Below are 25,296 nucleotides of genomic sequence, written 5' to 3'. Positions count from 1 at the left end.
GTTCGCGTCCGAGGCACCGGGGGCGTGCGCCCCGGCCAGCGGCGGCAGGCCCAGCTCCCGGCCGGCGAGCCGGGCGAGCTCCAGCAACGGCAGCGCGACCGACTCCTGGAGGGGGTACCGGTTGATGCCGCCCCCCACCACCAGCGCCGCCTCGGGCAGCCAGGGCGTCATCGCGTGGATCATCCGGTCGACCCGGTCCAGCTCCTCCCGGGTCCAGGCGCGCACGTCCACGCAGAAGGTCGCCGACTCGGGTACCTGGTTGCTGATGCTGCCGGCGCTGAGCACGGTGGGGGTGACGCTGGTCCCCTCGGTGGCCAGCGCCCGTACGGCGAGGACCTGGTGGGCCAGCTCCACCGCCGCGTTCACGCCCCGGTGCGGCTCGACGCCCGCGTGCGCGGCCCGCCCCTGGACCGTGATGCGGTACATCGACCCGCCCTTGCGGGCGACCTTGAGGGCGCCGTCCTCCGTCGACGGCTCGGCGACCAGCACCGCCCGGGAGCGGAGGGCCTGCTGCTCGATCAGCGGCCGGGAGGTCGGCGACCCGCTCTCCTCGTCGCAGGTCAGCAGCACCCCCACCCGGGAGGTGTCCGGCAGCAGGGACAGGGCGGTGACCATCTGGACGATGCCGGACTTCATGTCGCAGACGCCCGGCCCGGTGGCGATCCCGTCGGCCACGGCGAACGGCCAGTCCGCGATGGTCCCCTCCGGCCACACCGTGTCGTAGTGCCCGAGCAGCAGCACCCGTTGGTCCTCGGCCGGCCACAGCAGGTGCGGCAGCCCGTCGTGCAGGACCCGGACGGCGGGTCGGCCCAGCACCGGGCTGATCCAGCTCTCCAGCAGGTCCGCGCAGTCGTGCAGGCGACGGACCGCGCCGGGGGGCGACTCCTGGTGCACGAGCTGACGTAGACGATCCACCATGGTCCCGGCCTGTGCCCGGGACCGCTGCCCAAGTTCCGCTATGTCGACCATGGCGCCGATCGTGGCAAGCCTTCCCGACCTGCGGCAATACGCATCCGTGCCCTGCTGGTCGCCCTCCGTGTCGGCGCTGGTGGGCGGTGCGGAAACGGCACGTTCGGAGAGATCGTGGGTGCGGCGCGACTGGGCACGGAGGAAGAAGCGCCCAGGTCGGTGGGTCCGGCATCATCCGCACAGGACCGCGTCGCCGCCCGGCCGTGGCCGAACCCGTCGAGGAGACTCCGTGGCACACATCGATCTGGGTCTGGACGAAACGCAGTACCCCGGGATCACCGGCCTGATGCGCTTCCGGCCGGAGACGGCGGCGCCGCTCAACGCCCTGGCCGAGGCGCTGCTGCACGCTCCGCACCCGAGTCTCACCGCCGGCGAGCGGGAGCTGATCGCCGCGTACGTCTCCGGGCTCAACGAGTGCACCTTCTGCTGCGAGTCGCACTCGGCGTTCGCCGCCGAGCAGCTCGACGGCGGGATGCCCCTGGTGCGCCAGGTCCGCCAGGACCCGGCGACGGCGGAGGTGTCGGCGAAGCTGCAGGCCCTGCTGCACATCGCCGGGGCGGTGCAGAAGACCGGCCGGGCGGTGACCCCGAAGCTGGTCGAGGCGGCCCGCTCCGAGGGCGCGACGGAGCTGGAGATCCACGACACGGTCCTCATCGCGGCGGCCTTCTGCATGTACAACCGGTACGTCGACGGGCTCGGCACCCAGCTCCCCGAGGACCCGACGGCCTTCGAGCAGCGGGCCCGGCAGATCAAGGCAAACGGGTACGTCGGCTGACCGGACGCCGGCCGGGCCGGTGGGACGCCGCCCACCGGCCGTCGGCGGTCACCGCGCGTTGTACCACATGGTCGGGAACCAGCCGTGGCCGAACATGGCCGGCAGCCGGACGTCCCAGTAGACGACCATGAAGACGCCCAGGGCGATCAGCAGTGCTCCGGTCACCGCGGCGGTGCGGGCCGGACTGCCGGCGAGCCAGGACACGAACCGGCCCTTGGTGAGGACGATGAGCAGGGCGAACAGCGCGGCGACGATGACGATGTTGCCCAGCGACTGGAGGACGAAGGCACCGGCCCCGTACAGCGGGTTGCCGGTCTCCACCGCCCAGTGGAACAGCTTGTTGAACAGCGGGTACGGCCGGCCGATGAGGAAGCCGCCGACCAGCGCCCCGAGCACCACCACCCGGGCGGCGGGCCGGTGCGCGAACGGGTCCGGCACGATGTCCAGCGAGGCCAGGCCGAGGTAGACGAAGGCCAGCCCGATCACGCCGAAGACGACCATCGACTGGATCAGGCGGACCGGCATCCCGGCGACGACCTCGGTGGACAACTGGGGCAGCCGGTCACCGAGCAGTACCCCGACGAAGCCGTAGGTGGCCGAGACCGCGACCATCCCCACGGTGAGCCAGCCCACCGGCCGCAGCAGGACGCGCAGCCCGGTCCGGGTGGCGCCCTCCTGACCGGCCTGGCTCATCGGGCCGACGGCGGCGGCCATGGCGATGTTGCAGGCCGTGAAGGTGCCGGCCAGGCCGGACACGAAGGCGAACACCATGCCCGCGACGGCGCCACCGATGGCGGTGGCCTTCGCGTCGTGGCCCAGCAGGGCGTTGGCGAGGTTGTCACCGATCACGTGGTCCACGAACTCGTACGACCACAGCACCGCGAGCAGGATCCCTGCCACGACGCCGCCCAGGACGATCTTCCCGCGCCCGGTCGGGTGGGCCCGCGCGGGTACCTGGACCGCGCCACCCCTTCCAGTGAGTGTCATGGATGGAGTGTGGGGGCGGGCCGGCGTTCTGGCTTCTTCCTGGTTGCCGAGTTTCCCGGCCGCGCCGCTGTCGCGCCGCCGGAGCCGTCCCACCACGGGCGGGACCGCGCAGAACGGCAACCTGGAACAGCGACGACGGCCCGGTCTCGTCCATCGTGGAGTCATGTCGGTCACCCCGCAGCAGTGGCACCGTCTCCGTACCTCCGTGCCCGCCGTCCTGGACCGGCTGGCGGATCTCGTCGCCGACGCCCCGCCGGAGCGTCCCGCGACCGCGCACTGGAGCATCGCCGACACCGTGGCCCACCTGTCCGCCGTCGCCTCGATCGGGGTGTCCATGCTCCGGGCGGCCCCGCCGGACCTGCCCGTGCCCGGCCTGCTGGAGCTGCGCCGCCGCACCACCATCGACACCATCTCGGTGATGAACGCCGAGGTGTTGCGGCACTACCCGGAGCGGCGGCTGCCGGTGCTCGTCGACCGGCTGCGGGCCGAGGTCGCGCAGATGCTGCGGGCGGCCGAGGAGGTCGGCCCCCACCACGAGGTGTCCTGGCTGGGCGGGGCCCGGCTGCCCGTCCCCGGGCTGCTGGCCCACCTGCTCAACGAGCTGAACCTCCACTCCTGGGACGTCGCCCGGGCGATGCGGGTGCCCTGGGTGATCGACCCGGCCGACGCCGCGCTCTTCGTCGACCTGTTCCTGGTCGGGATGACCCGGCACGGGCACGGCAACCTGCTGGACCGCCCCGGGCCCGTCCGTCCCGGCCGGATCGCGGTGACCTTCCAGCACCGGTACGGCCCGGCGGCGACCCTGGCCCTGGTCTCGGGCCGGGTGACCGTGGAGCCGGTGGACCCGCGCCCCGACGTCCGGCTCACCTTCGACCCGGCGACCTTCACCCTGATGCTGTTCGGCCGGGTGGGCCGGATCCGGGCGGTGCTCACCCGCCGGTTGTCGGTGGGTGGCCGCCGGCCGTGGCTGCTGCCCGTCTTCCTCCGGACGATGCGCCCGCCGTCCTGACCGCCCCGGGTGGGCGCGGCACCTGCCCCGGGTCCGCCCGGACCCGGGGCCACCGCCCGCTGCCCCCGCTGCGGCATCGACGGCGGTCGGTGGTACCGGCCGCCGGCACCTGCCGCAATACGGAAGAAGTGTGGCGCGGACGCCGGTGCGACCGTGGGGTGAGCCCGGTCCACGGACCGGAGACCTTCAAGGAGGAAATCGTGACGATCACTGAGGTCCCCACCCGCGAGGAGATCCTCCGCCGGGTCGCGAAGGCCGAGCCGGTGCTCCGCGAGCACGTGCCGTGGTCCGAGGAGAACCGCCGGCTGCACGAGGCGGTCGTCGAGGCGATGGCCGAGGCGGGCATCTTCCGGATGCGGGTGCCCAAGCGCTACGGCGGGTACGAGTGCGACGGCTCCACCCTGGTCGAGGTCGGCGCGGCGCTGGGCCGGATCGACGCCTCGGTGGCCTGGGTGGCGATGGTGAACTGGATCCCCACGTACCTGGTCTGCATGTTCCCCGACTCGGTGCAGGACGAGGTCTTCGCCACCCCCGACGTCCGGGTCTGCGGCACCAACGCCCCGAAGGGGACCATGGTGCCGGTCGAGGGCGGGTACCTCCTGAACGGCCGGTGGCCCTTCGTCAGCGGCGCGCACCACGCGCACTGGATGGAGGCGGCGGCGGTGATCCTGCGCGACGGCGCCGAGCCCGAGCCGGTGATGACCATGGTCCCGATGTCGGACATGCAACTCGTCGACGACTGGAACACCACGGGCCTGCGGGGCACCGGCAGCATCACCACCGTGGCCACGGACGTCTTCCTGCCGGCCGAGCGGGTCATCCCGCTGGGCGCCGCGCTCGGCCCGCAGACCCTGTCGGAGACCAACCGGGACATCCCGATCTACTCCACCCCGGCCACCCTGGTCGCCGCCGTCTCCGGGGTCGGGCTGCTGGCCGGGCTGGCCCAGGCGGCCTGGGACACCTTCTTCGACCGGCTCCCGGACCGGAAGATCATCTACACCGACTACCCGAGCCAGGCCGAGGCTCCGCTGACCCACCTGCGGGTCGGGGCCGCCGCGCACAAGATCGACCAGGCGATGTTCCACGCCCGGCGGATCGGCGAGGTCGTCGACCACAAGGCCTTCAGCGGGGAGGCCTGGACGGTGGAGGAGCGGGTGCGGGTCCGCGCCGACCAGGGCGAGGCCGCCCGGCTGGCCCGGGAGGTCGTCGACACCTTCCAGATGGCCAGTGGCGGCACCTCGATCTACAGTGACGTGCCGATCCAGCGGATCGCCCGGGACGTGACCTCCGCCGCCCTGCACGGGCTGATCGTCCCCGACGTCAACACCGAGCTGTACGGGCGGGTGCTCTGCGGGCTGGAGCCGAACACCCTCTACATGTGACCCCGGCCTGCTGTCCGGAGCCCTCCCGCCGTCGCCCCGGTGGGAGGGCTCCGTCGCGTCCGGGCCGTGTTCAGGCCGGCTCGGGGGCCCGGGCGGTCGCCGCGACGCGCCCGGGTTCGGGCGTGGGCTCGGGGACGCGCGCCGGGTCGGGGACGCCCTCCTGCTTCCAGATCGTCGACATCTCCTCGAACGCGTGCTCCATGATCTGCACCATGGCCCGACGGGCGCTCTCCCCGTCGCCGCGCTGGATCGAGGTGGCGACGTCGGCGTGCAACTGGAGCGCCTGCTCGCTGGGGTAGTGCGGCATCAGGTGGTAGTGGTGGCGGCCGATGAGGACCTCGGCGACCAGGTTCTGGAGCTTGACGAACATCTCGTTGCCGGAGGCCCGTAACACCCGTTGGTGGAACTCTATGTCGAGGGCGAGGAAGCGCTCCTCGTCACCGGCCTTGCCGGCGGCCCACAGCTTGGCGGCGAGGCCGACCAGGTCGCTGGCCTGGTCGTGGTCGACGCGCTGCGCGGCGAGCAGGGCGGCGTGCGGCTCGACGGCGGTCCGCAGCTCGGTGATCGAGCGGATCTGGGGGATGCGGCCGGCGGAGGCGAGCCGCCAGCGGATCACCTGGGGATCGAGGACGTTCCAGTGCTCGGCGGCCCGGATCATGACACCGACGCGCCGGCGGGTCTCGATGAAGCCCATCGACGCGAGCACCCGTAGCACCTCGCGGACCACCGAGCGGGAGACGCCGTACCGGTCGACCAGGTCGTCGATGTTGAGCACGGCCCCGGGGGCCAGGTCACCGCCGCAGATGGCGGTGCCCAGGTGGTCGAGGACCCGTCCGTGCAGCCCGGCCTCGGCAGGGGCGGTTTGGGTGGTTGTCACCCCTGGTGAGGAGAGCTTCACGGCTCAGATCGTATCAGTTAGGTCTACCCCTTGTTTAAATCTGCTTTTTCGGCCTAGCATCCCCACGTTAAGCGGATGTAACAGGCCGAGGTCGCGCCGATCCCCCGGGGTGGCGGCTAGGACAGAAGGAGAGACGGACGTGGGACGTCGATCGATAATTGGTACATCTCTGGCGGTGACCGCCGCGCTGGCCCTGTCGGCCTGCGGTGGCGGCGGTAGTGGCAGCGGCGACTCGAACACGGTCCGGGTGACGCTGGTGAACCACGTCTGGACCGAGAACATCCGGGCCGCGCTGCCCGAGTTCGAGCAGGCGACCGGCCTCAAGGTCGACGTCACCCAGCTCGGCGAGGACCAGCTCTCGGACCAGTACAACGTCAAGCTCAACGCCGGCTCCAGCGACATCGACGTGATGATGTACCGCCCCCTCCAGGAGGGGCGCCTGTTCGCCAAGAACCGGTACCTGGCCGACCTGACCGAGCGGGCCAAGGGCAGCGGCGAGTTCGACCTCGCCGACTTCCAGCAGGCCCCGGTCGGCGCCACCACGTACGAGGACAAGCTGGTCGGCGTCCCGATCATCACCGAGCAGCAGGTCCTGTACTACCGCAAGGACCTGCTGGAGAAGTCCGGCTTCAGCGCCCCGCCGGCCACGCTCGACGAGCTGAAGACCCAGGCGGCGAAGATCGAGGCGGACAACTCCGGCGTGGCCGGCTTCGTGGCCCGGACCGGCAAGGCCGCCGCGGTCACCCAGTTCTCCAGCTTCCTGTACAGCTTCGGCGGCGACTTCGTCGACGGGTCGGGCAAGTCCGCCGTCAACAGCGACGCCGCCAAGCAGGCGTACGAGTACTACGGCGGGCTGCTGCGCGACCACGGGCCGAACAACGTCAGCACGGACATGAGCTGGTCCGAGGCGATGGCGATTTTCACCCAGGGCCAGGCCGCCTTCTACCCGGAGGCCAACTCGCTCTACAAGAACGCCACCGACCCGGCCAAGTCGAAGGTCTCCGAGAACGTCGGCTTCGCGCCGTTCCCGGCCGGCCCGGCCGGCTCCAAGCCGTACAACATCCCCTCGTGGGGTCTGGCCGTCAACGAGTCCTCCGGCAACAAGGACAACGCCTGGAAGTTCATCGAGTGGGCGGCCGGCAAGGAGCAGACGCTGGCGCAGCAGAAGGCCGGCGTCCCCGGCGCCCGTACCTCGGTGTGGGAGAACCCCGAGGGCATCTCGACGTACCCGAAGGACATGGCCGACGCGATCACCGTGAGCCTGGCCAACGGCGTGGGTCACGACCGGCCGCTGGTCGAGCGGGTGGCCCAGGCCCGGGAGATCGTCGGGCAGCCGATCGTCGACGCGATCACCGGTAGGGACGCCGCCGCTGCGGCGGACACCGCCCACGAAGCGTTCCAGAAGTTCCTGGACGACGAGGCCCGCTAAGTCCGTACGCGGGGGTGGTGGGGCCTCGCCCCGCCACCCCCGCCCGGCCTCCCCGACGGAGAATCCATGTCAGCAGTGACCACCCCCAGCAAGGCGCCGCGCAGCGCCAACGTCATGCCCGAGACGCCCGGCTGGGCGCGCTGGGCGAACGACCATCGCAAGTGGCTCTTCGCGGCCCCGGCCATGGCCTTCGTCATCGCGCTGATCATCTTCCCGCTCGCCTGGACGCTGTACCTCAGCCTGACCGACTCGCGAGGGTCGGTCCGGGCCGAGTCGAACTTCATCGGCCTCCAGAACTACTTCGACGTGCTGGCCGACACCGACCGGTTCTGGCCGGCCGTGGGCCGGACCGCGGCCTTCACCGGTGTGGCGTTGCTCTTCGAGGTCGTCCTCGGCATGGCGATCGCCCTGCTGCTCTGGCGGCCGTTCAAGGGTGAGAAGTGGGTCCGGGTCGCGATCCTCCTGCCGCTGGTCGCCACCCCGGTCGCCGTCGGCATGATGTGGCGGCTCATCTTCGACCCCAACATCGGCATGGCCAACCAGATCCTCGGGTGGGTCGGCATCGGCCCCCAGCCCTGGCTGGCCGGCCAGAGCAGCGCGCTGCCGACCACGATCTTCATCGACATCTGGCAGTGGACGCCGATGGTGGTGCTGATCCTGCTCGCCGGGCTCACCTCGCTCTCCGACGAGCCGCAGGAGGCGGCGATGATCGACGGAGCCAGCGCCTGGCAGCGCTTCCGGCACGTCACGCTGCCGCTGCTGATGCCCACCGTGATCGTCGCGGTCCTGCTGCGCGGCATCGACGCGCTGAAGACCTTCGACATCCTCTACGCCACCAAGGGCCGCGGCGGCGGTTCCTTCAACGAGGTGGAGACCCTCAACGTGTACGCCTACGGCCTCAGCTTCGACTACAACGAGTACGGCCGCTCGTCGACGGTGCTGATCCTGTTCTTCCTGATCATCATCGGCGTGATGTGGGCCCTCACCGCCCGGCGCAAGAAGGAGGCGGCTCGTCGATGAAGAAGCGCACCGGATACACGATCTTCCGGGTGGTGGCCCTCGTCCTCGTGGTGCTCTCCCTGGTGGCGCCGCTGCTCTGGATGGTCGCCGCCTCCTTCAAGACCAACGTCGACATCTACGACTCCAGCAAGGCGCTGGTCTTCACGCCCACCCTGGGCAACTACGACACCGTCTTCCAGCAGGCGAACTACCTCCAGTTCGTGTTCAACAGCCTCTGGGTGGCCTTCGCGGCGACCGTGCTGTCCCTGCTGCTCGGCGTCCCGGCGGCGTACTCGATGAGCCGGTTCAACATGAAGAAGTCGGCCCTGGTGGTGCTGATGGCCCGGGTCATCCCCGGCGTCTCGCTGCTGGTGCCGTGGTACTACGTCTTCTCGAACCTGCAGATGGTCGGCGGCTTCGGCGTGCTGATCCTGAGCCACATGTTCGTCTCGCTGCCGCTGATCGTCTACATCATGATGGGCTACTTCGACGGCCTGCCGGAGGAGTTGGAGGAGGCGGCGCTGGTCGACGGCCTCACCCACATCGGCGCGTTCCGCCGGATCACCCTGCCGCTCTCCGTGCCGGGCATCGCCACCGCCGGCATCCTGTCCTTTATCTTCTCCTGGAACAACTTCATGTTCGCCCTGGTGCTCTCCGGCGCGAACACCAAGACCCTGCCGGTGGCGATCTTCGACTTCGTCGGGTACGCCAGCATCGACTGGGGCGGTCTGATGGCGGCGACCACGGTGGTCACCCTGCCCATCATGATCATCGCGTTGTTCGTGCAGAAGTACATCGTCTCCGGCCTCACCGCCGGTGCGACGAAGGGCTGAGGCGACCATGACGACCATTGCCCGTGTCGAGACCTTCCTCGTCGCACCCCGCTGGCTGTTCGTGCGGGTGGAGACCGAATCCGGCATCGTCGGCTGGGGCGAGGCGACCTGCGAGGGTCGGTCCGAGACCGTCCGCACCGCCGTGGAGCAGCTCAGCGAGCTGCTGATCGGGCGGGACGCGCTGCGCATCGAGGACCACTGGCAGGTCATGACCAAGGGCTCCTTCTACCGGGGCGGCCCGATCCTGGCCAGCGCCGTCGCCGGCCTGGACCAGGCGCTGTGGGACATCGCCGGCAAGAGGTACGGCGCCCCCGTGCACCAGCTCCTCGGCGGCCCGGTCCGGGACCGCATCCGGGTGTACGGCTGGGTCGGCGGCGACGAGCCCAGCGAGGTCCGCGACCACATCGCGGCCCGCGTCGAGTCCGGGCTGACCGCCGTGAAGATGAACGCCTCCGGGCGGATGAGCCCGCTCGCCTCGGTCGCCGAACTCGACGAGGTGGTGGCCCGGGTGGCCGCCGCCCGGGAGGTGCTCGGCGACCACCGGGACGTGGCGGTCGACTTCCACGGCCGGTTCACCCTGGCCAACGCCCGCCGGGTGGCCCCGCTGCTGGAGCCCTTCCGGCCCTTCTTCCTGGAGGAGCCGGTCGTCCCGGAGAACTCCCACCTGATCGGGGAGTTCGTCCGCTCCACCACCACCCCGGTGTCGACGGGGGAGCGGCTCTACAACCGGCAGGAGTTCCTGCCGGTGCTCCAGGCCGGCATCGCGGTGGCCCAGCCGGACCTGTCGCACGCGGGTGGCATCACCGAGGTACGCAAGATCGCCGCCCTGGCGGAGACGTACGACGTGCAGCTCGCCCCGCACTGCCCGCTCGGCCCGATCGCCCTGGCCGCCTGCCTCCAGGTCGGCTTCGCCACACCGAACTACCTGATCCAGGAACAGAGCATCGGCATCCACTACAACCTCGGCGCCGAGGTGCTCGACTACTGCGTCGACCAGCAGCCGCTGACCTTCGTCGACGGGTACGTGCAGCGGCTCACCGCGCCCGGCCTGGGCATCGAGATCGACGAGCAGGCGGTCCGGGCGGCCGACAAGCGCGGCCACGCCTGGCGCAGCCCGATGTTCCGGCACCCCGACGGCTCCTACGCGGAATGGTGACCATGACCCTCGACCTCACCGCCGAACTCTCCGCGACCCGCCTGCTGGCGGTCATCCGTGGCACCGACACCGCCGCCGCGATCGCGGCCGGCACCGCGCTGCTGACCGAGGGCGTGACGATCGTCGAGGTGGCACTGACCACCCCCGACGCGCTGTCCGCCATCGAGGCGTTGCGCCAGGCCGCCCCACCGGGCTGCCTGGTCGGTGCCGGGACCGTGCTGACCAGCGCGGACGTGGCCGACGTGGCGGCGGCCGGCGCCCAGTTCGTGGTCACCCCGGCGGTGGTCGACTCGGTGGCCGAGGCGGCCCGGCGCGGCCTGCCGGTCGCCGCCGGGGCGCTCACCCCCACCGAGGCGTACACGGCGGTGCGGCTGGGGGCCAGCGCGGTCAAGCTCTTCCCGGCGTCGGTGGGCGGGCCGGCGTACCTGAAGGCGGTGCGCGACCCGTTCCCGGACATCCCCTTCGTCGCGGTCGGCGGGGTGGGCCTGGCCGAGGTGCCCGCGTACCTGGCGGCCGGCGCGGTCGCCGTCGGGGTGGGCGGGCCGCTGGTCGGTGACGCCGCCTCCGGTGGCGACCTCGACGCGCTGCGCGCCCGCGCCCGCGAGTACGTCGCGGTGGCCCGGGGCGAGGTGGCCGCGTGAGCGACCGTCGGGAGCGAACCATCGGCACAGTGGTCCATGCCGACGCCGAGCGCAGCGAGGTGGCGGTATGAGCGACCGTCGGGAGCGAACCGTCAGCGAGGTGGCGGCGTGAGCGGCCTCGACCTGCTCACCGTCGGCGAGTCGCTGGTCTCGCTGCGCTCGTCGGGGCCGCTGGCCGTCGGCGGGCCGCTGACCATGCACCTCGGCGGCGCCGAGTCGAACGTGGCGATCGGGCTGGCCCGCCTCGGCCACCGGGTCGCCTGGGTCGGCCGGGTCAGCGACGACGAACTGGGCGAGTTCGTGCTGCGTCACTTGCGCGCCGAGGGCGTCGACACCAGCGGGGTCCGCCGGGACCCCGACCGGCCCGCCGGGCTGATGTTCCTGGAGCGGCGCACCGAGGACGTGACCCGGGTGCAGTACCACCGGGCGGGCTCGGCCGGCTCCGCGCTGAGCGTCGACGACCTGCGCGGCCCGCTCGCGGCCGGCCCCCGCCTGCTGCACCTGACCGGGATCACCCCGGCGCTGTCCGACGCGGCCCACCAGGCCGCGACCTGGGCGGCACGGGAGGCGGTGGCGTCGGGTACGGCCGTCTCGCTGGACGTCAACTACCGGGCCCGGCTCTGGTCCCGGGAGGACGCCCGCGCCACGCTGACCCCGCTGGCCGGGTACGCGTCGGTCGTCATCGCCTCCGCCGACGAACTGGACCTGGTGGCCGAGCCCGGTGCCGACGAGGCCACCGCCGTCGCCGCCCTGCTCGACCGGGGTGTCCGGACGGTGCTGGTCAAGCTCGGTGCCGACGGCGCGCGGGCGTACACCCGCGACGGCGTCACCCACGCCCCGGCGGTGCCGGTCACCGCCGTGGACACCGTCGGGGCCGGTGACGCGTTCACCGCCGGCTACCTCTCCGGACAACTCGACGGGCTGGCCCTCGTCGACCGGCTGCACCGCGCGGTCACCCTCGGCGCGTTCGCGGTCGCCGGGCACGGCGACTGGGAGGGCCTGCCCCGCCGCGACGAGTTGTCCCTGATCAACGGCAGCGCCGCCGGAACCACCCTCCGCTGAGGACCCCCCTGAGAAAGGCAACCCCGTGAAGATCGTCGCCGCTGACGTCATCGTCTCCAGCCCGGACCGCAACTTCGTCACCCTGAAGATCACCACAGAGGACGGGATCACCGGGCTGGGCGACGGCACCCTCAACGGGCGCGAACTCTCCGTCGCCTCGTACCTGCGCGACCACGTCGTCCCGCTGCTGATCGGGCGCGACGCGCACAACATCGAGGACGCCTGGCAGTTCCTCTACCGCTCGGCGTACTGGCGGCGGGGCCCGGTCACCATGGCCGCCATCGCCGCCGTCGACGTCGCGCTCTGGGACATCAAGGCCAAGGCCGCCGGCATGCCGCTCTACCAGCTGCTCGGCGGCGCGTCCCGCACCGGCATCATGGCGTACGGCCACGCCTCCGGCCGGGACCTGCCGGAGCTGTTCGACTCGATCCGGGCCCACCTGGAGCAGGGGTACCGCTCGATCCGGGTGCAGACCTCGGTGCCCGGCATCAACGCCGTGTACGGGGTCGCCGCCCAGCCCGCCGCCGACGGCAAGCGGTACGACTACGAGCCGGCCCAGCGCATCCCGCTGCCCGCCGAGGAGGACTGGGACACCCGCGCGTACCTGCGGCACCTGCCCGGCGTCTTCGAGGCGGTCCGCGCCGAGTTCGGCCCCGAACTGCCGCTGCTGCACGACGGCCACCACCGGATGACCCCGATCCAGGCCGCCAAGCTGGGCAAGGCCCTGGAGCCGTACGACCTGTTCTGGCTGGAGGACTGCACCCCGGCGGAGAACCAGGAGGCGCTGCGGCTGGTCCGCCACCACACCACCACGCCGCTGGCCATCGGCGAGATCTTCAACACCGTGTGGGACTACCAGACGCTGATCCGCGAGCAGCTCATCGACTACGTGCGGTCGGCGGTCACCCACACCGGCGGCATCACCGCGATGCGCAAGCTGCTCGACTTCGCCGCGCAGTACCAGATCAAGTCGGGCATCCACGGGCCGACCGACATCTCGCCGGTGGGCATGGCCGCCGCGCTGCACCTGGACCTGGCCATCCACAACTTCGGCATCCAGGAGTACATGCGGCACGGCCCGCTCACCAACGAGGTGTTCCGCCAGTCGTTCACCTTCGTCGACGGCTACCTGCACCCCGGCGAGCAGCCCGGCATCGGCGTGGAGCTGGACGAGGAGGCCGCCGCGCGGTTCCCGTACCAGCCGGCGTACCTGCCGTTCAACCGGCTCAAGGACGGCACCGTCCATGACTGGTGAGGCCCCGTCGACCCGGCACATCGTGGTGATGGGTGTCTCCGGCGCGGGCAAGACGACCGTGGCGCAGGGCCTCGCCGAGGTGACCGGGCTGACCTTCGCCGAGGCCGACGAGTTCCACTCCGAGGCCAACGTGGCCCGGATGCGGGCCGGCGTACCACTGGACGACGACGCCCGGTGGCCGTGGCTGCGCGCCCTGGCCGACTGGATGGCCGACCGGCACCGGGCGGGCGTGTCGACCGTGCTGGCCTGCTCGGCGCTGCGGCGCTCCTACCGGGACCTGCTCCGGCAGGGCCCGCCGAGGGTGGAGTTCGTGCACCTGGACGGGCCGACCGAGGTCATCCGGGAGCGGATGTCGGTACGCGCCGGCCACTACATGCCGGCCAGCCTGCTCGACTCGCAGACCGCGACCCTGGAACCGCTCTGGCCGGACGAGCGGGGCGTCGTCCTCGACCTCCGGCTCACCACGGACGCGCTCGTCAGCGCCGCCGTCGAGCAGCTCAACCTGCCGCTGCGCTCGGGCTCCCCCGAGGCGCCCGCGTCGTCCGGGCGGCAGCCGCACGCGCCGGTGCGCTCGTAGCCGGGGCAGGGGTGGCCCGGCCAGGTCGCCGGGCCACCCCTGCCCCGGGCCGCGGCCCCGTGTCGGACCGGTGCTGCATGATCACCGACATGGGAGTTCTGTACGACTACTTCACCGCCGCCTCCGACGAGGACGCCGCCGCCACGATCGACCTTCGCGGTGGGCCGGGCGGGGCCGAGCCGCCCCGGCCGGGGCTGCTGGAGGCGCTGCGCGCCGGTGACCAGGAGGCGATCCGGCGGCTGGCCCGGGTGCGGATGCGGCTCTCCGAGCACGGGCTGCACGTGCTGTCGGTCAAGGGCATCGACCCGGTGGTCCAGGTGGCGACCCTGGAGGAACTGCTCACCGGGGTCGACACGGAGACCCTCTTCGCCCGGCCCCGCGCCGCCGCGCTGGTGGCCGAGCGCTTCGGGGGCGAGCAACTCGTCCTCACCCTCGCCGACGAGACGCAGCGGGCCCTGGCCGAGGTGACCCCGCAGCGGGCGGCGGAGGTCGCCGACCCCTGGTCGCGGACCGAGGAGTTCGGGGGGTACGCCGATCCGGAGGCGCTGGCCGAGGTCGTGGGCGAGTTGGCCCGCCTGGCCCGGCACGCCGACGAGCAGCAGCACCGGCTGTACTGCTGGGTCTGCGTGTAGCCGGGGCGGGTGCTCCAGGCCTGTCCGGCGGCACCCCCGCAGGTATGGGACAGGTCCCCGAACTCAGGCGGCGTTGAGTTTCCGGAGGACGTACTGGTTGAGACTCATGCCGTCCTCAGCGGCGCGGATGGCCAACTCGCGGTGCAGGCTCTCGCCGACCCTCAGGTTGAACTTGCCCGAGTAGCGGCGTTCGGCGAACGGCTGCGGCACCTGCTCGCCCTGCTCCTCCAGGTCCGCGATCACCTCCCGCAGCAGATCGTGTAGCCCCTGCAAGGCTTCGATCTGTGTGCGGGCCAGCCAGGAAAGCGACGGGAACTCGGCGCACGTGGCCACGAACTCGCCGTCCTCGGCGGACCACGTGACGCGGTAGGTGTAGTGGGTCACCTCGGGGCGGTCGACACTCCGCATCACCTGGCCTCCTTCTTGTCGATGGCCTTGAGCACCTGCCGCACCTGATAGGGCTTGGCGCTGCCCTTGTCGTTCTGGATATTCACTCGGGGGTCGCCTGGCCACGGCGTCCTGAAGATTGCGTGGGAGCCGCCGGTCTGGCGCGGCTTGCCGAAGTGGTGCTCACACACTCGGTGGAGATCGTTGTAGGCGACGTTGTGCGGGTTCTTCCGCATCGCTTGAACGATCTTGTCGATGGACGGCACGATCCATGGTACTTCAGGTGGTACCATTTTGTCAGGCGCGTCCGGTCTTTCTCCTGAGCTGCGGCGCCACGGGGGTTGACGCGCCGTGGCGGCTTCACCGTCGGTGATCATTCAAGGTGGTAGGAATGTCGCTGTTCGTGCTTCCGGCCGAGGTCTCGGCGGCGCCCGCCTTCGCCTTGTGACCTGAGTTACCTCTCGGGTCAGCGGGAATCAGCGCGCCGGATCGGGGTTGGAGCCAGGTGTGACTGTAGTGCTGAGCCCGGCCCGGATCCGTGCCGACCGATGGGAGGTGGCCCGATGACCGCCGTCACCGACACCGCCGGGCAGCCGGCGACCACGCCGACCCCCGGCGACCTGATGAGCACCCGGCAGCGCCTGCGGCTGGTCCTCGTCCTCGGGTCGCTGATCGCCGTCGGCCCGCTCACCATCGACATGTACCTGCCGGCGTTCCCGGCGATCGTCGACTACTTCGAGACCACCTCGGCGCAGGTCCAGTTGACCCTGACCGGCACGCTGGTCGGTCTCGCGCTCGGCCAACTGCTGATCGGCCCGCTCTCCGACGCGGTCGGGCGGCGCAAGCCGCTGATCGCCGGCGTCGCGCTGCACATCGTGGCGTCGCTGCTCTGCGTCGTCGCGCCGAACATCGCGGTGCTCGGCGTGCTCCGGGTGGTGCAGGGGCTCGGCGTCGCGGCGGCCTCGGTGGTCGCGATGGCGGTCGTCCGGGACCTGTTCGACGGCCGGGCCTTCGCCACCCTGCTCTCCCGGCTGCTGCTGGTCATGGGGGCGGCCCCGGTGCTCGCGCCGACGCTCGGCGGCGGGCTGCTGCGCTGGACGGACTGGCGGGGCGTGTTCGTGGCGCTGGCCGTCTTCGGCGTGATCCTCGTCCTGGTCGCCGCGTTCGGCCTGCCCGAGACGCTGCCGCCGCAGCGGCGGCGGCGCGGCGGCGTGGTCGGCACCGCGAAGCTGTACGGCTCGCTGCTGCGCGACCGGACGTTCGTGGGGCTGGTCCTGGTCGCCGGCCTGGCCATGGCGGCGCTGTTCGCGTACGTCTCCGGGTCGTCGTTCGTGCTCCAGGGGCAGTACGGCCTCGACGAGCAGGAGTTCGGGCTGGCCTTCGGCGCGGGCGCGGTCGGCCTGATCGCGGCGACCCAGTTCAACGTCCGCCTGCTGCGCCGGTACTCGCCGCACCGCATCCTCGTCGTCTCCCTCGCGGCGGGCAGCGTGGCCGGGCTGACGCTGCTCGCCGTGGCCGCGACCGGGCTCGGCGGGCTGCCGGCGCTGCTGGTGTCGCTCTGGGTGGTGCTCGCGGCGGCCGGTCTGGCGATGCCGAACGCGCCGGCCCTGGCGCTGTCGCGGCACGGTGAGGCGGCCGGCACCGCCTCGGCCCTGCTCGGCGCGGTGCAGTTCGGCGTGGGCGCGGTGGCCGCGCCCCTGGTCGGCGTCCTCGGCACCGGCGCGGTGGCGATGGCCCTGGTGGTGGCCGGCGGGATGGTGGCCGCGACGCTGGTCCTGTTCGTCGTGGTACGGCCCGCCCGGCTGGCCGGCGTCGAACCGGACGCGGTGCTGGTCGCCACGCACTGACGGCGGTACGGCGACATTCCGGACGTCGGCGGCCTCCCGCTGTCGCATGTGGAGCCTAGGCTCGTCGGATGGACGAGCTGGATTTCTATCGAGAGCACGGTCCGCTGACCGACCCGGGCGCGCACCGGGGCCAGTTGACCGGTCTTCCGACCGAGGTCGCGGCCCTCGCCGACATCGTGCGCGGGGTGGTCGTGCACCGGGACGAGACGTCCTGGATGCACGGGTTCGAGCTGCCCGTCGAGCGCCGCGAGGAGGCGAACACCCGCTTCGCGCACCGGATTCTCGGGTACCTGGGCGACCTGCGGGAACGCCCCGCGCCGAAGCGGTTCGCCGGCACCTGCCGCGACTTCTCCATCCTGCTCTGCGCGCTGCTGCGGGAGGCCGGTGTGCCGGCCCGGTTGCGGGTGGGCTTCGCCGCGTACTTCGTCGACGACTTCTTCGAGGACCACTGGGTGGTCGAGCACTGGTCCGACGCGCACGGCTGGCGGCTGGCGGACCCGCAGCTCGCCGGGGGAGCCGTCGAGGCGTACCGGATCGGGTTCGATCCGATGGACGTGCCGCGCGACGCGTTCCTCGTCGGCGGGCGGGCCTGGCAGGAGTGCCGGCGCGGAGAACGGGACCCGGAGCGGTTCGGGGTGAGCGTCGTCGGGATCAAGGGCCTGTGGGAGGTCCAGGGCAACGTGGTCCGTGACCTGGCCGCGCTGGCGAAGGTCGAGGCGCTGCCGTGGGACGCCTGGGGGGTCATCGCCCGGCACGTCGACGACCTCGCCGACAGCGACCGGGCGCTGGTCGACCGGGCCGCCGAGGTGAGCGCCGCCGGTGGCCCCGTCGGGACGGTCCGGGACCTCCTCGACGCCGAGGACGGGCTCCGGCCGCCCGCCGGCCTCACCGTCGTGCGCACCCCCACCGGGCGCGCATGACGGTGAGGACCGGTGCGCCGGTCAGCGCGGCGGGACCGCGACGGCCGTGTACGGGGTGGTGGCCGTCGGCGGGGTGGTGAACCGGGCGTTGGGCAGCCAGAGCCGGCCGAGAGCCGACGCGACCGTGGTCGGTACGTCGAAGGCCGGGCTGGTGATCTCCCCGGTCACCGTGCCGGTGGTGCCGGCGCGGTCGAGCCGCACCGCGGCGACCTTGTTCAACCGGTTCTGCACCACGTACAGGGTGCGTCCGTCGAGCAGCAGCCCGTCGCCGTTGGTGAAGGTGTACCCGGGCACGTCGACCACCGTGGCCACGCCGGTCGCCGGCTCCACCCGGTACAGCGTGCCGGTGTTGGACTGGACCACGATCAGCGCCCGGCGATCCGGCGTCGACACGATCCCGTTGAGGTTGATCTCCGTGCCGACCTGCCGGTAGTCGCCGGTCAGCGGCACGGTGGTGAACCCGTCGGCCGGCGGCAGGACGCCGCCGCGGCCCAGCGGCAGCCGGTAGAGCACCGGCCGGTGGGAGTCGGTGAAGTACGCGGCCCCGTCGTGCACGACGACGTCGTTGACGAAGGTCGGCGGCTCGGCGAACCGGTAGCGGGCGAGCACCTGCCCGGTCCGGGTGTCCACCACCCGGGCGTCGCCGGCCGTGCCGCCGGAGACGAGGAGCCGGCCCCGGTGGTCGAGGGCCAGGCCGAGCGACGGGGTGCCGGTGGCGGGGCTGAGTTCGGTGCCGGTGCCGGTGGTCAGGTCGGCGCGGTGGATCGCGCCGGTGGCGCGGGAGCCGAAGTAGGCGTACCGGCCGGCGGTGGCGATGCCCTCGGGCTGGAAGCCGTCGGGCAGGTCGATGACGTGGGGCCGGGCCGCCTGCCCACGGTCAGCCTGGGCCGGCGCGGCGGCGACCGGGGCCGCCAGGGTGGTGGTCAGGGCCACGGCGAGTACGGTCCGGAGGCGTCGGTTCACGATGCTCCTTCCGGTGCGTGGATCGCATCCGTCGACTGAATGTCCGATCCCGAATCGTCCGTTCGGTGGGCGGAGCTGTCAACCGGAGCGGGTGCCGGCGGCGTGGCCGGGTGGGCGCACGACGGCGGGGCCGGCCCCGGATCGGGCCGGCCCCGCCGTCGTCGGTTCGGTCTGCGGCGTTACGGCTTCCAGGAGCCGGCGGAGCGGAACCGGTGGTTGTACTCCAGCACCCCGTCGTCGTCGGCCACGTTGAACACCACCACGCCGCTGCGCTTGGTACCCGCCGGCAGGTTGTTGCCGGAGGCCAGCGAGTCACCGCACCCGGCGATGATGCCGGCCAGCCCGTTGGTCGTGGTGCCGTCCTCGGCCACCCACTCGAAGTAGATCGGGTTGAGCGAGGACGTCCCCTTGGTGACTTCGGCCTGCACCTCGGCGATCAGGTACATCCCCTTGCTCGGCGGGCCGGAGAACGACCGGCAGGCCTTGGTGGTGCTGCTGAACTTCGTCACGGTGATCTCGAGGACGCCGTCGTCGTCGGTGAGCACCAGGGTGTCCCCGGCCTTCATGTTGTACGTCTCGCCCTGCGGCGGCTGGGTGGACGGCGAGGCGACCGGCGGGGTGGTCGGTGGCGTGGTGGGCGTGGTCGGCGTGGCCTCGGTCGGCGCGATGCTCACCGACGGCGTGGGGTCGACGCCCCCCTCCTCGCCCTCGGTGAGGGCGCCACCGGCGATCAGCGCGGCGACGCCTCCGCCGCAGCAGAGCAGGGTCAGCGCCGCCACCACGGCGACGACGACCAGCGCGGTCCGGTTCGACGAGGTCTTCGTCGCCGCGGGCGGCCCCAGCGGGTACCCCTGGGCGGGCGGCAACGGCCCGGCCGGCTGGTACGCCGCCGCCGGCGGCGGGTACGGCTGCCCCGAGACCGGCGGTTGCCCGTACGGCTGCCCGGAGACGGGCGGCTGCTGGTGCCCGTAGGGCTGCCCCGAGATCGGCTGCTGGCCGTACGGCTGCCCCGACACGGGCGGCTGCTGCCCGTACGGCTGGCCCGAGATGGGCTGCTGCCCGTAGGGCTGGCCCGAGATCGGGGGCTGTCCGTAGGGCTGGCCGGAGACCGGCGGCTGCTGGTGCCCGTAGGCCGGGTCGGTGACGGGCGGCTGGCCGTACGGCGGGTCGGTGACGGGCGGCTGCGGCTGGCCGTACGGCTGGCCGGAGACCGGCGGCTGCGGGGTGGCGGCCGACGGGTACGGGGTGGCCGTCGGGTACGGCTTGGTGGGCGGGTACGGCGGGGTGGGCGGCGGCCACCCGTCACCGCCGGGCGGGGTCGCGCTCTCGGCGAGCGGCGGGTGGGCCGGCGTCGTCCAGGTCTCCCCGCCGCCGACCCACGGCTCGTCCTGGGTCTGCGCCTCTTCCTGCTTGGCCCACGGGTCGTTCGGCGGGGGCGGTGGGGCGGTCGGGTCGGCAGGGTACTGCGACTGGTTCGACGGGTGCTGGGCCGGTTGGTGCGGATCCTGGGGCCCGTGTGGGGGCTGGGGGTTGCTCACCGTACTCCTCGGGCACCTGGACGATCTCGAACAGCCTGGACGGTACCGTGCCTGGGCAACCGTCTGACCAGGGCCGTCGGGCTCAGCGGGGAAGGAGCACCGCGGCGGTGCGGACCAGGCCGGCATCGACGGCGAACCGTCCGGTGATGGTCGCGGGCGCGTCGCTGACGGTCGCCGCCGCCACCCGGGCCGGGGCGATCCGCGCGGTGAAGGTGCCCGCCTCCGGGTCGAGGTCGACCAGGGCGTCGTGGAAGTCCAACCAGGAGCCGACCACCGGATGCCAGACCTTGTAGACGGTCTCCTTCGCGCTGAACAGCACGATCGGCCAGGGCACCCCGGCGGGCAGCCGGGCACCGCGCTCCTCCTCCTCGGGCAGGCAGATCAACCGGCGCACTCCGGGGTCGAGTTCCTTGATCCGCTCGGCGTCCATGCCCACCGACCGGATCTCGCTGCTGCGGGCCGCCGCCGCCGCGCAGTAGCCCCGGGTGTGGGTGATCGTGCCGACCACCCCGGCCGGCCAGACCGGGGCCCGGTCGGGTGCCGAGGGCACCGCGGCCGGGGGCAGCCCCAGGGCGGCCATCGCCCGCCGGGCGCAGACCCGACCGGCGGTGTAGTCCCGCCGCCGGCTCTCCACCGCGCCCTCGCCGAGGCCGGCCCGCTCGGCCGCGAGCAGCGACCCGGTAAAGTCCGCCGACTCGGCCACGGCCACCGCGACCGTCGGCGGCAGCAGATCACGCATCACCCTCACCCGTCCCCAGACCCGCATCGCGCCGGTCCCGTGACGGTACTGCACCCCACCGACACCGGTGGGCCCCGGGACCGTCACACCGGTCGATGACCGTGCGCCGTCGGGCCGGGGAGATGACCGTACGTTAGATGTCGGATGTAAACCATTTGGCGGTCAGCGCATCCGACGGAAATCTGAATCAAGTTGACCCGTTGTGCCAGTGGTGCGAGGTGGTTAAGCTTCTCCTGCGCGCCCCAATCGCCCGCTTCCCCCGTGGCAGGCGATCGGGGCGCGCGTCTTTGTCTGCGCCTTTTCCGCGCCCGCAACCACGCGCCCCTGTGGGCCGCCCCGCCGGACGGCGAGCGGGGCCGACCCGCAGGTGGGCCGACCCCGACGAACCCGCTGGCCTCAGATCCAGCGACCGTCCAACCACATCCGTGCCGACCACTCGGCGGACGTGATCACCTTGCCGACGAAGATCGGGTAGAAGTACGCGAAGCAGAGCGCGACCAGCAGCAGGTACGCGCCGACGATGAAGCCACCGACCAGCCGCCGGTCGGCGCGGGCCTGCTCCGCCTCCGCCTCGGCGGCGGTCTTCTCCGCCGTGGCCGTCGCCCCCGGCCCGGCCGCCCCCACGGTGGCCGGCGGTTGCTCCACGGCTGTCCCGGCCTCGGCGGCGACCACCGGGGCGGCACCCGGTGGCGTCCCGGGCCCGGTGGCCGTGGCGCGCGGGACCGGCCCGTCGTAGGGGGTGGCGATCGCGCCGAGCACGTAGGTCACCGCCAGCACCAGGAACGGCAGCGCCGGGGCGGTGTAGAACGAGAACATCGTCCGGCCCTGGAGGGCGTAGTAGAACCAGGGCAGCAGCCCGAAGGCGACGCAGAGCAGGATCGCCCCGGCCCGCCAGTCCCGCCGGGCCAGGCCCAGCCAGGCCGTCGCGGCCAGCGCCGGCAGGAACGACCACCACAGCAGCGGGGTGCCGAGCAGCAGCACCTCGGAGGCGCAGCTCGCCGCGCCGCACGGCCCGTCCCCGGAGTAGTGGAAGGCGACCGGCCGGCCCAGCAGCAGCCACTGCCACGGCCAGGACTGGTACTTGTGCGGCTCGCTCAGGCCGCTGTGGAAGCCGTACGCGGCCTTGTGGTACTCCCACAGGTTCTGTAGGGCGCCGATGACCGGGGTGTCGCTCAACGCCGTGACGTGCTGGTACCGGTCGGGCGTGCGGTAGTACCCGTGGTCGGTGAGGAACCAGCCCGACCAGGTGGACAGGTACGCCAGGATCAGCACCACGCCGGTGAGGACCAGCCACGGCATCTCGTCCAGCAGGGCGCCCCGCCACGGCCGGCGGACCCCGGCGGAGCGGCGCAGCCCGACCTCCCAGAAGAGGGCCAGCAGGCCGAACGCGGGCAGGAAGTACAGCGCGCTCCACTTGACCGCGACGGCGAGGCCGAGCAGCGCCCCGGCGGCCAGCCGCCACCAGGGCCAGTTCCGCCAGCCGCCGGCCGGCCGGTCGGTGGTCGGGTCCAGGCCGGCGTCGAGGGCCCGCTGCCAGCGGCGACGCCGGGCGTCCCGGTCGAGCACCAGGGCGCCGAAGGCGGCCAGCACGAACAGCAGCAGGAAGATGTCGAGCAGCGCGGTGCGGGAGAGCACCAGGTGGAAGCCGTCCAGCGCGAGCAGCAGCCCGGCCGCGCAGCCCAGCGCGGTGGAACGGAACAGCCGCCGGCCGATGCGGACCAGCAGCAGCACCGACACGATGCCGGCGATGGCCGCCGAGATCCGCCAGCCGAACTCGGGGGCGGTGGTCGTCAGCGCGCCCGGGACGTTGAAGCCCTGCTCGGTGTCGACGTACCCGAAGGCCCACTCACCGGCCCCGATGAGCCACTTGCCCAGCGGCGGGTGCACCACGTACGCGGCGACGTTGTCCTTGTAGTTCCACTCGACGCCCTTGTCGACGAGCTGCCAGCCCTCGCGGGCGTAGTAGACCTCGTCGAAGATCTTGCCCTTGGGGTAGGTCAACCCCACCAGGCGCAGGATCGCCGCGATCGTCACCACGACGGCGGTCGCCAGCCAGGAGTACGCGTCCAGCCGGGTCTCGACCGTGGCGAGTCGGCGGCGGACGATGGCGGGGACGCCACCACCCCCGCTCGCCCGGGGAGCCCCCGCCGTCGGGTCGGGGGAGTCCGTACCGTTGCCTGGGGACCGGGCCCCGGCTCGGTCGGCGCTGGCGCTCTGCGCTGTCGACGCACTCGTCACCCGGCGATCGTAGGCTGCGGAGGTGCCACCATGGGGCTGTCGTCTCCGATAGCGGTACGAACGTCGATGAAGGAGCGCTTGTTGTGGGTGATATGTCGGAATGTGGACGCCTGGTTCTGCTCGGCGCGCCACTCGGCAACCCCGCCGACGCCTCCACCCGGCTGCGCGACGTCCTCGCCACCGCCGACGTGGTCGCCGCCGAGGACACCCGCCGGCTGACCCGGCTCGCCAAGGACCTCGACGTCACCGTCGAGGGCCGGATCGTCTCCTACTTCGAGGGTAACGAGGAACGGCGTACCCCCGAACTGGTCGACGCGCTCCGCGCCGGGTACCTGGTCGCCCTGGTCACCGACGGCGGCATGCCCAGCGTCTCCGACCCCGGGTACCGGCTGGTCCGGGCCGCGCTGGACGCGGGCGTCCCGGTCACCGTCGCCCCCGGCCCCAGCGCCGTCACCACCGCGCTCGCCGTCTCCGGGCTGCCCTGCGACCGGTTCTGCTTCGAGGGTTTCCTGCCCCGCACCCCGGCCGCCCGCCGGTCCCGGCTGCGGGCGCTGGCCGACGAGGAGCGGACCCTGGTGTTCTTCGAGGCCCCGCACCGGATCGCCGGGGCGCTCGCCGACCTGGCCGCCGCGTTCGGCGACGACCGCCCGGCCGCGCTCTGCCGCGAGCTGACCAAGACCTACGAGGAGGTGGTCCGCCGCCCGCTCGGCGACCTGGCCGCCTGGGCCGCCGAGAGCGCCCCCCGGGGCGAGATCACGCTGGTCGTCGCCGGGGCCCCGCCGGCCGTCGCGCAGCGGCCCGACGACGCCACGCTGCGGGCGGCGGTGGCCGACCGGGAGGCCGCCGGCCTCTCCCGCCGGGACGCGATCACCGAGGTCGCCACCGGGTACGGGCTGCGCCGCCGGGACGTCTACACCGTCGTGCACCAGGTGTAAGGAAGGGCCCCCTGTTAACGCCTGCGGTAGAGGAAGGGCCCCTTCTTAACACCACCGGCCGAGTCACCAGGCCGCCACCAGGAAGCCCAGGGTGATCACCAGGGGGCCGGCCAGGCTGACGGCCACCGCCCAGCGGCGGGACTGGCGGTCGGGCAGCCGGGTCGCCCCGCCGTACCGGGCGATCCCGGCGGCGCAGCCGCCCACCGCCAACAGCCCGAGCAGCCAGCGCAGGTGCCGGTCCGGGCCGGAGCCGACGTACGCGGTGCCGCCGGCCGGGCCGGTCATCCGGGCCGGCAGGGCGGCACCCGGGCCGGTCTGCCCGGCCGGTACCCCGCTGAGCCGGACCCCGTGCGCGACGAAGCCGCCCCCGTCGGCGACGAAGATGCCCCGGCACCGCTGCGTCAGGCCGCCGCCGGTGCACTCGCCGACCACCGCCGTACCCCCGCTGGCGTGGCCGACCGCCAGCCACAGCGGCCCGGCGCTGACCCAGGCGAAGAACGCTGCCAGCAGGCTCAACGCCAGGACGGCGGCCAGGCCGGGCAGCGGGTCGGGCGGGTGCGGGCTGCGGGTGCCCCGACGCCACCGCACGGCCAGAGCCCGCAGCGCCGGGACCCTGCGGGGCCGGGTCGGTTCCGGCTGGATCGGGGTGCCGTCCCAGTGCACCTCCTCGATCGGCAGCCAGAAGGCCCCGTCCCCGTCCCCGTCCCCGGCGTCGGTGGTCGTCGGGACGGCCGGCTGCGCCTCCCGGTGCTGGCGGACCGGCACCCGGCGCGGCACGGCGTCCACCGGTGCACCGGTCGTCGGCTCCACCGCCGGGCCGCCCTCGACCGCCGGGCCGCCCTCGACCGCCGGGCCGCCCTCGACCGGCGGGGAGTCCACCGTCACGGGGTCGGCGGGTCGGGCGGCGGGCGTCTCCCGGCCCGCCGCGCCCGGCCCCGAAGTCGGTGACGCGCTCGGCGGCGTACTCGGGGGCGCGGTCGGTGACGCGCCCGGCGCCGGGGGCGGGGACGCGGGGAGCAGCGGGTCGGTGTCGCCTCGGGTGGTGGCCCGGGTCCGCCGCTGCGGGGCGACCGCCCCGCCCCGCGACCCGGCGGGTCGCCCCACGCCGCCCCGCGACCCGGCGGG

The 25,296-nt window shown here is 73.0% G+C and carries 25 protein-coding genes; 15 read left to right on the top strand and 10 right to left on the bottom strand.

What is annotated here, in order from left to right; genetic code table 11:
* Positions 1-969, bottom strand: a 969-nt coding sequence (locus AWW66_RS23140) for a M20/M25/M40 family metallo-hydrolase (protein ID WP_067370314.1), incomplete at its 3' end; no start/stop codon positions are given.
* A gap of 229 nt (positions 970-1,198) precedes the next feature.
* Here AWW66_RS23140 and AWW66_RS23135 point away from each other — a divergent pair.
* A complete protein-coding gene (locus tag AWW66_RS23135; protein WP_067370289.1) occupies positions 1,199-1,744 on the top strand; it encodes a carboxymuconolactone decarboxylase family protein in 546 nt (181 codons plus the stop codon).
* A gap of 48 nt (positions 1,745-1,792) precedes the next feature.
* Here the strand turns inward: AWW66_RS23135 and AWW66_RS23130 are convergent, their stop codons facing one another.
* On the bottom strand, positions 1,793-2,731 hold the full coding sequence (locus AWW66_RS23130; protein ID WP_067370286.1) for a hypothetical protein: 939 nt from the start codon (positions 2,729-2,731) through the stop codon (positions 1,793-1,795).
* Between the two features lie 163 nt (positions 2,732-2,894).
* On the opposite strand from AWW66_RS23130, the gene AWW66_RS23125 reads away from it, so the two are divergent.
* Positions 2,895-3,740: a maleylpyruvate isomerase N-terminal domain-containing protein gene (locus AWW66_RS23125; RefSeq protein WP_067370283.1), complete on the top strand. Its 846-nt coding sequence runs from the start codon at positions 2,895-2,897 to the stop codon at positions 3,738-3,740.
* A 197-nt stretch (positions 3,741-3,937) separates the two neighbouring features.
* A complete protein-coding gene (locus AWW66_RS23120) occupies positions 3,938-5,122 on the top strand; it encodes an acyl-CoA dehydrogenase family protein (protein WP_211272073.1) in 1,185 nt (394 codons plus the stop codon).
* Between the two features lie 70 nt (positions 5,123-5,192).
* Here AWW66_RS23120 and AWW66_RS23115 read toward each other — a convergent pair whose 3' ends face one another.
* Positions 5,193-5,999: a FadR/GntR family transcriptional regulator gene (locus tag AWW66_RS23115; protein WP_169807161.1), complete on the bottom strand. Its 807-nt coding sequence runs from the start codon at positions 5,997-5,999 to the stop codon at positions 5,193-5,195.
* A gap of 196 nt (positions 6,000-6,195) precedes the next feature.
* On the opposite strand from AWW66_RS23115, the gene AWW66_RS23110 reads away from it, so the two are divergent.
* The 9 genes from AWW66_RS23110 (at position 6,196) to AWW66_RS23070 (ending at position 14,604) form a co-directional block, all read left to right on the top strand.
* Positions 6,196-7,449 carry an ABC transporter substrate-binding protein gene (locus AWW66_RS23110; protein WP_083978797.1) on the top strand — a complete coding sequence of 418 codons (1,254 nt, stop codon included), beginning with the start codon at positions 6,196-6,198 and terminating at the stop codon, positions 7,447-7,449.
* A gap of 66 nt (positions 7,450-7,515) precedes the next feature.
* Positions 7,516-8,469, top strand: coding sequence for a carbohydrate ABC transporter permease (locus AWW66_RS23105; protein WP_245648443.1), 954 nt, complete (start codon positions 7,516-7,518; stop codon positions 8,467-8,469).
* Positions 8,466-9,281 (top strand): carbohydrate ABC transporter permease, encoded by an 816-nt coding sequence (locus AWW66_RS23100; protein ID WP_067370278.1) that lies wholly within the window; start codon positions 8,466-8,468, stop codon positions 9,279-9,281. Before AWW66_RS23105 ends, AWW66_RS23100 begins: the two co-directional genes overlap by 4 nt.
* Before the next feature lie 7 nt (positions 9,282-9,288).
* The gene (gene dgoD, locus AWW66_RS23095; protein WP_067370275.1) at positions 9,289-10,437 is read left to right on the top strand and encodes a galactonate dehydratase; all 1,149 of its coding nucleotides are present in this window, start codon (positions 9,289-9,291) and stop codon (positions 10,435-10,437) included.
* Positions 10,438-10,439: 2 nt separating this feature from the next.
* Positions 10,440-11,078 carry a bifunctional 4-hydroxy-2-oxoglutarate aldolase/2-dehydro-3-deoxy-phosphogluconate aldolase gene (locus tag AWW66_RS23090; protein WP_245648442.1) on the top strand — a complete coding sequence of 213 codons (639 nt, stop codon included), beginning with the start codon at positions 10,440-10,442 and terminating at the stop codon, positions 11,076-11,078.
* 108 nt (positions 11,079-11,186) lie between these two features.
* Positions 11,187-12,140 carry a sugar kinase gene (locus tag AWW66_RS23085; protein WP_245648441.1) on the top strand — a complete coding sequence of 318 codons (954 nt, stop codon included), beginning with the start codon at positions 11,187-11,189 and terminating at the stop codon, positions 12,138-12,140.
* Positions 12,141-12,165: 25 nt separating this feature from the next.
* Positions 12,166-13,395 (top strand): D-mannonate dehydratase ManD, encoded by a 1,230-nt coding sequence (gene manD / locus AWW66_RS23080; RefSeq protein ID WP_067370271.1) that lies wholly within the window; start codon positions 12,166-12,168, stop codon positions 13,393-13,395.
* Complete coding sequence (locus tag AWW66_RS23075) at positions 13,385-13,972, top strand: gluconokinase (RefSeq protein ID WP_067370268.1); 588 nt, start codon at positions 13,385-13,387, stop codon at positions 13,970-13,972. Before manD ends, AWW66_RS23075 begins: the two co-directional genes overlap by 11 nt.
* A gap of 89 nt (positions 13,973-14,061) precedes the next feature.
* The gene (locus tag AWW66_RS23070) at positions 14,062-14,604 is read left to right on the top strand and encodes a hypothetical protein (protein ID WP_157527755.1); all 543 of its coding nucleotides are present in this window, start codon (positions 14,062-14,064) and stop codon (positions 14,602-14,604) included.
* 63 nt (positions 14,605-14,667) lie between these two features.
* On the opposite strand, the gene AWW66_RS23065 is transcribed toward AWW66_RS23070, so the two are convergent.
* Both AWW66_RS23065 and AWW66_RS23060 read right to left on the bottom strand, forming a co-directional pair.
* On the bottom strand, positions 14,668-15,012 hold the full coding sequence (locus AWW66_RS23065) for a type II toxin-antitoxin system HicB family antitoxin (RefSeq protein ID WP_067370301.1): 345 nt from the start codon (positions 15,010-15,012) through the stop codon (positions 14,668-14,670).
* Positions 15,012-15,257 carry a toxin HicA gene (locus tag AWW66_RS23060; protein ID WP_245648440.1) on the bottom strand — a complete coding sequence of 82 codons (246 nt, stop codon included), beginning with the start codon at positions 15,255-15,257 and terminating at the stop codon, positions 15,012-15,014. Before AWW66_RS23060 ends, AWW66_RS23065 begins: the two co-directional genes overlap by 1 nt.
* Positions 15,258-15,554: 297 nt before the next feature.
* Between AWW66_RS23060 and AWW66_RS23055 the strand changes: the two genes are divergently transcribed.
* Both AWW66_RS23055 and AWW66_RS23050 read left to right on the top strand, forming a co-directional pair.
* On the top strand, positions 15,555-16,838 hold the full coding sequence (locus AWW66_RS23055; RefSeq protein ID WP_396890408.1) for a multidrug effflux MFS transporter: 1,284 nt from the start codon (positions 15,555-15,557) through the stop codon (positions 16,836-16,838).
* Positions 16,839-16,906: 68 nt separating this feature from the next.
* Positions 16,907-17,758, top strand: a complete 852-nt coding sequence (locus AWW66_RS23050; protein ID WP_067370263.1) for a transglutaminase-like domain-containing protein — start codon at positions 16,907-16,909, stop codon at positions 17,756-17,758.
* Between the two features lie 21 nt (positions 17,759-17,779).
* Here AWW66_RS23050 and AWW66_RS23045 read toward each other — a convergent pair whose 3' ends face one another.
* The 4 genes from AWW66_RS23045 to AWW66_RS23030 all read right to left on the bottom strand — a co-directional run bounded on the left by AWW66_RS23045 (position 17,780) and on the right by AWW66_RS23030 (position 23,236).
* On the bottom strand, positions 17,780-18,721 hold the full coding sequence (locus tag AWW66_RS23045; protein ID WP_067370261.1) for an SMP-30/gluconolactonase/LRE family protein: 942 nt from the start codon (positions 18,719-18,721) through the stop codon (positions 17,780-17,782).
* A gap of 179 nt (positions 18,722-18,900) precedes the next feature.
* Positions 18,901-20,259, bottom strand: a complete 1,359-nt coding sequence (locus AWW66_RS23040; RefSeq protein ID WP_157527752.1) for a hypothetical protein — start codon at positions 20,257-20,259, stop codon at positions 18,901-18,903.
* Between the two features lie 82 nt (positions 20,260-20,341).
* Positions 20,342-20,998: a 4'-phosphopantetheinyl transferase family protein gene (locus AWW66_RS23035; protein ID WP_067370295.1), complete on the bottom strand. Its 657-nt coding sequence runs from the start codon at positions 20,996-20,998 to the stop codon at positions 20,342-20,344.
* Between the two features lie 396 nt (positions 20,999-21,394).
* Complete coding sequence (locus AWW66_RS23030; protein WP_067370258.1) at positions 21,395-23,236, bottom strand: dolichyl-phosphate-mannose--protein mannosyltransferase; 1,842 nt, start codon at positions 23,234-23,236, stop codon at positions 21,395-21,397.
* Positions 23,237-23,328: 92 nt separating this feature from the next.
* Here AWW66_RS23030 and rsmI point away from each other — a divergent pair, with 92 nt between their 5' ends.
* Positions 23,329-24,171 carry a 16S rRNA (cytidine(1402)-2'-O)-methyltransferase gene (rsmI, locus tag AWW66_RS23025; protein WP_067370255.1) on the top strand — a complete coding sequence of 281 codons (843 nt, stop codon included), beginning with the start codon at positions 23,329-23,331 and terminating at the stop codon, positions 24,169-24,171.
* A 63-nt stretch (positions 24,172-24,234) separates the two neighbouring features.
* On the opposite strand, the gene AWW66_RS23020 is transcribed toward rsmI, so the two are convergent.
* Positions 24,235-25,296 (bottom strand): hypothetical protein (locus AWW66_RS23020; RefSeq protein ID WP_342671936.1); only part of this gene is annotated, 1,062 nt, incomplete at its 5' end.

The sequence above is a fragment of the Micromonospora rosaria genome (assembly GCF_001567585.1).
GTDB classification, from domain to species: domain Bacteria; phylum Actinomycetota; class Actinomycetes; order Mycobacteriales; family Micromonosporaceae; genus Micromonospora; species Micromonospora rosaria.
The sequence above is the reverse complement of the archived record's forward strand: the minus strand, read 5'-3'. Positions and strand labels throughout refer to the sequence as shown.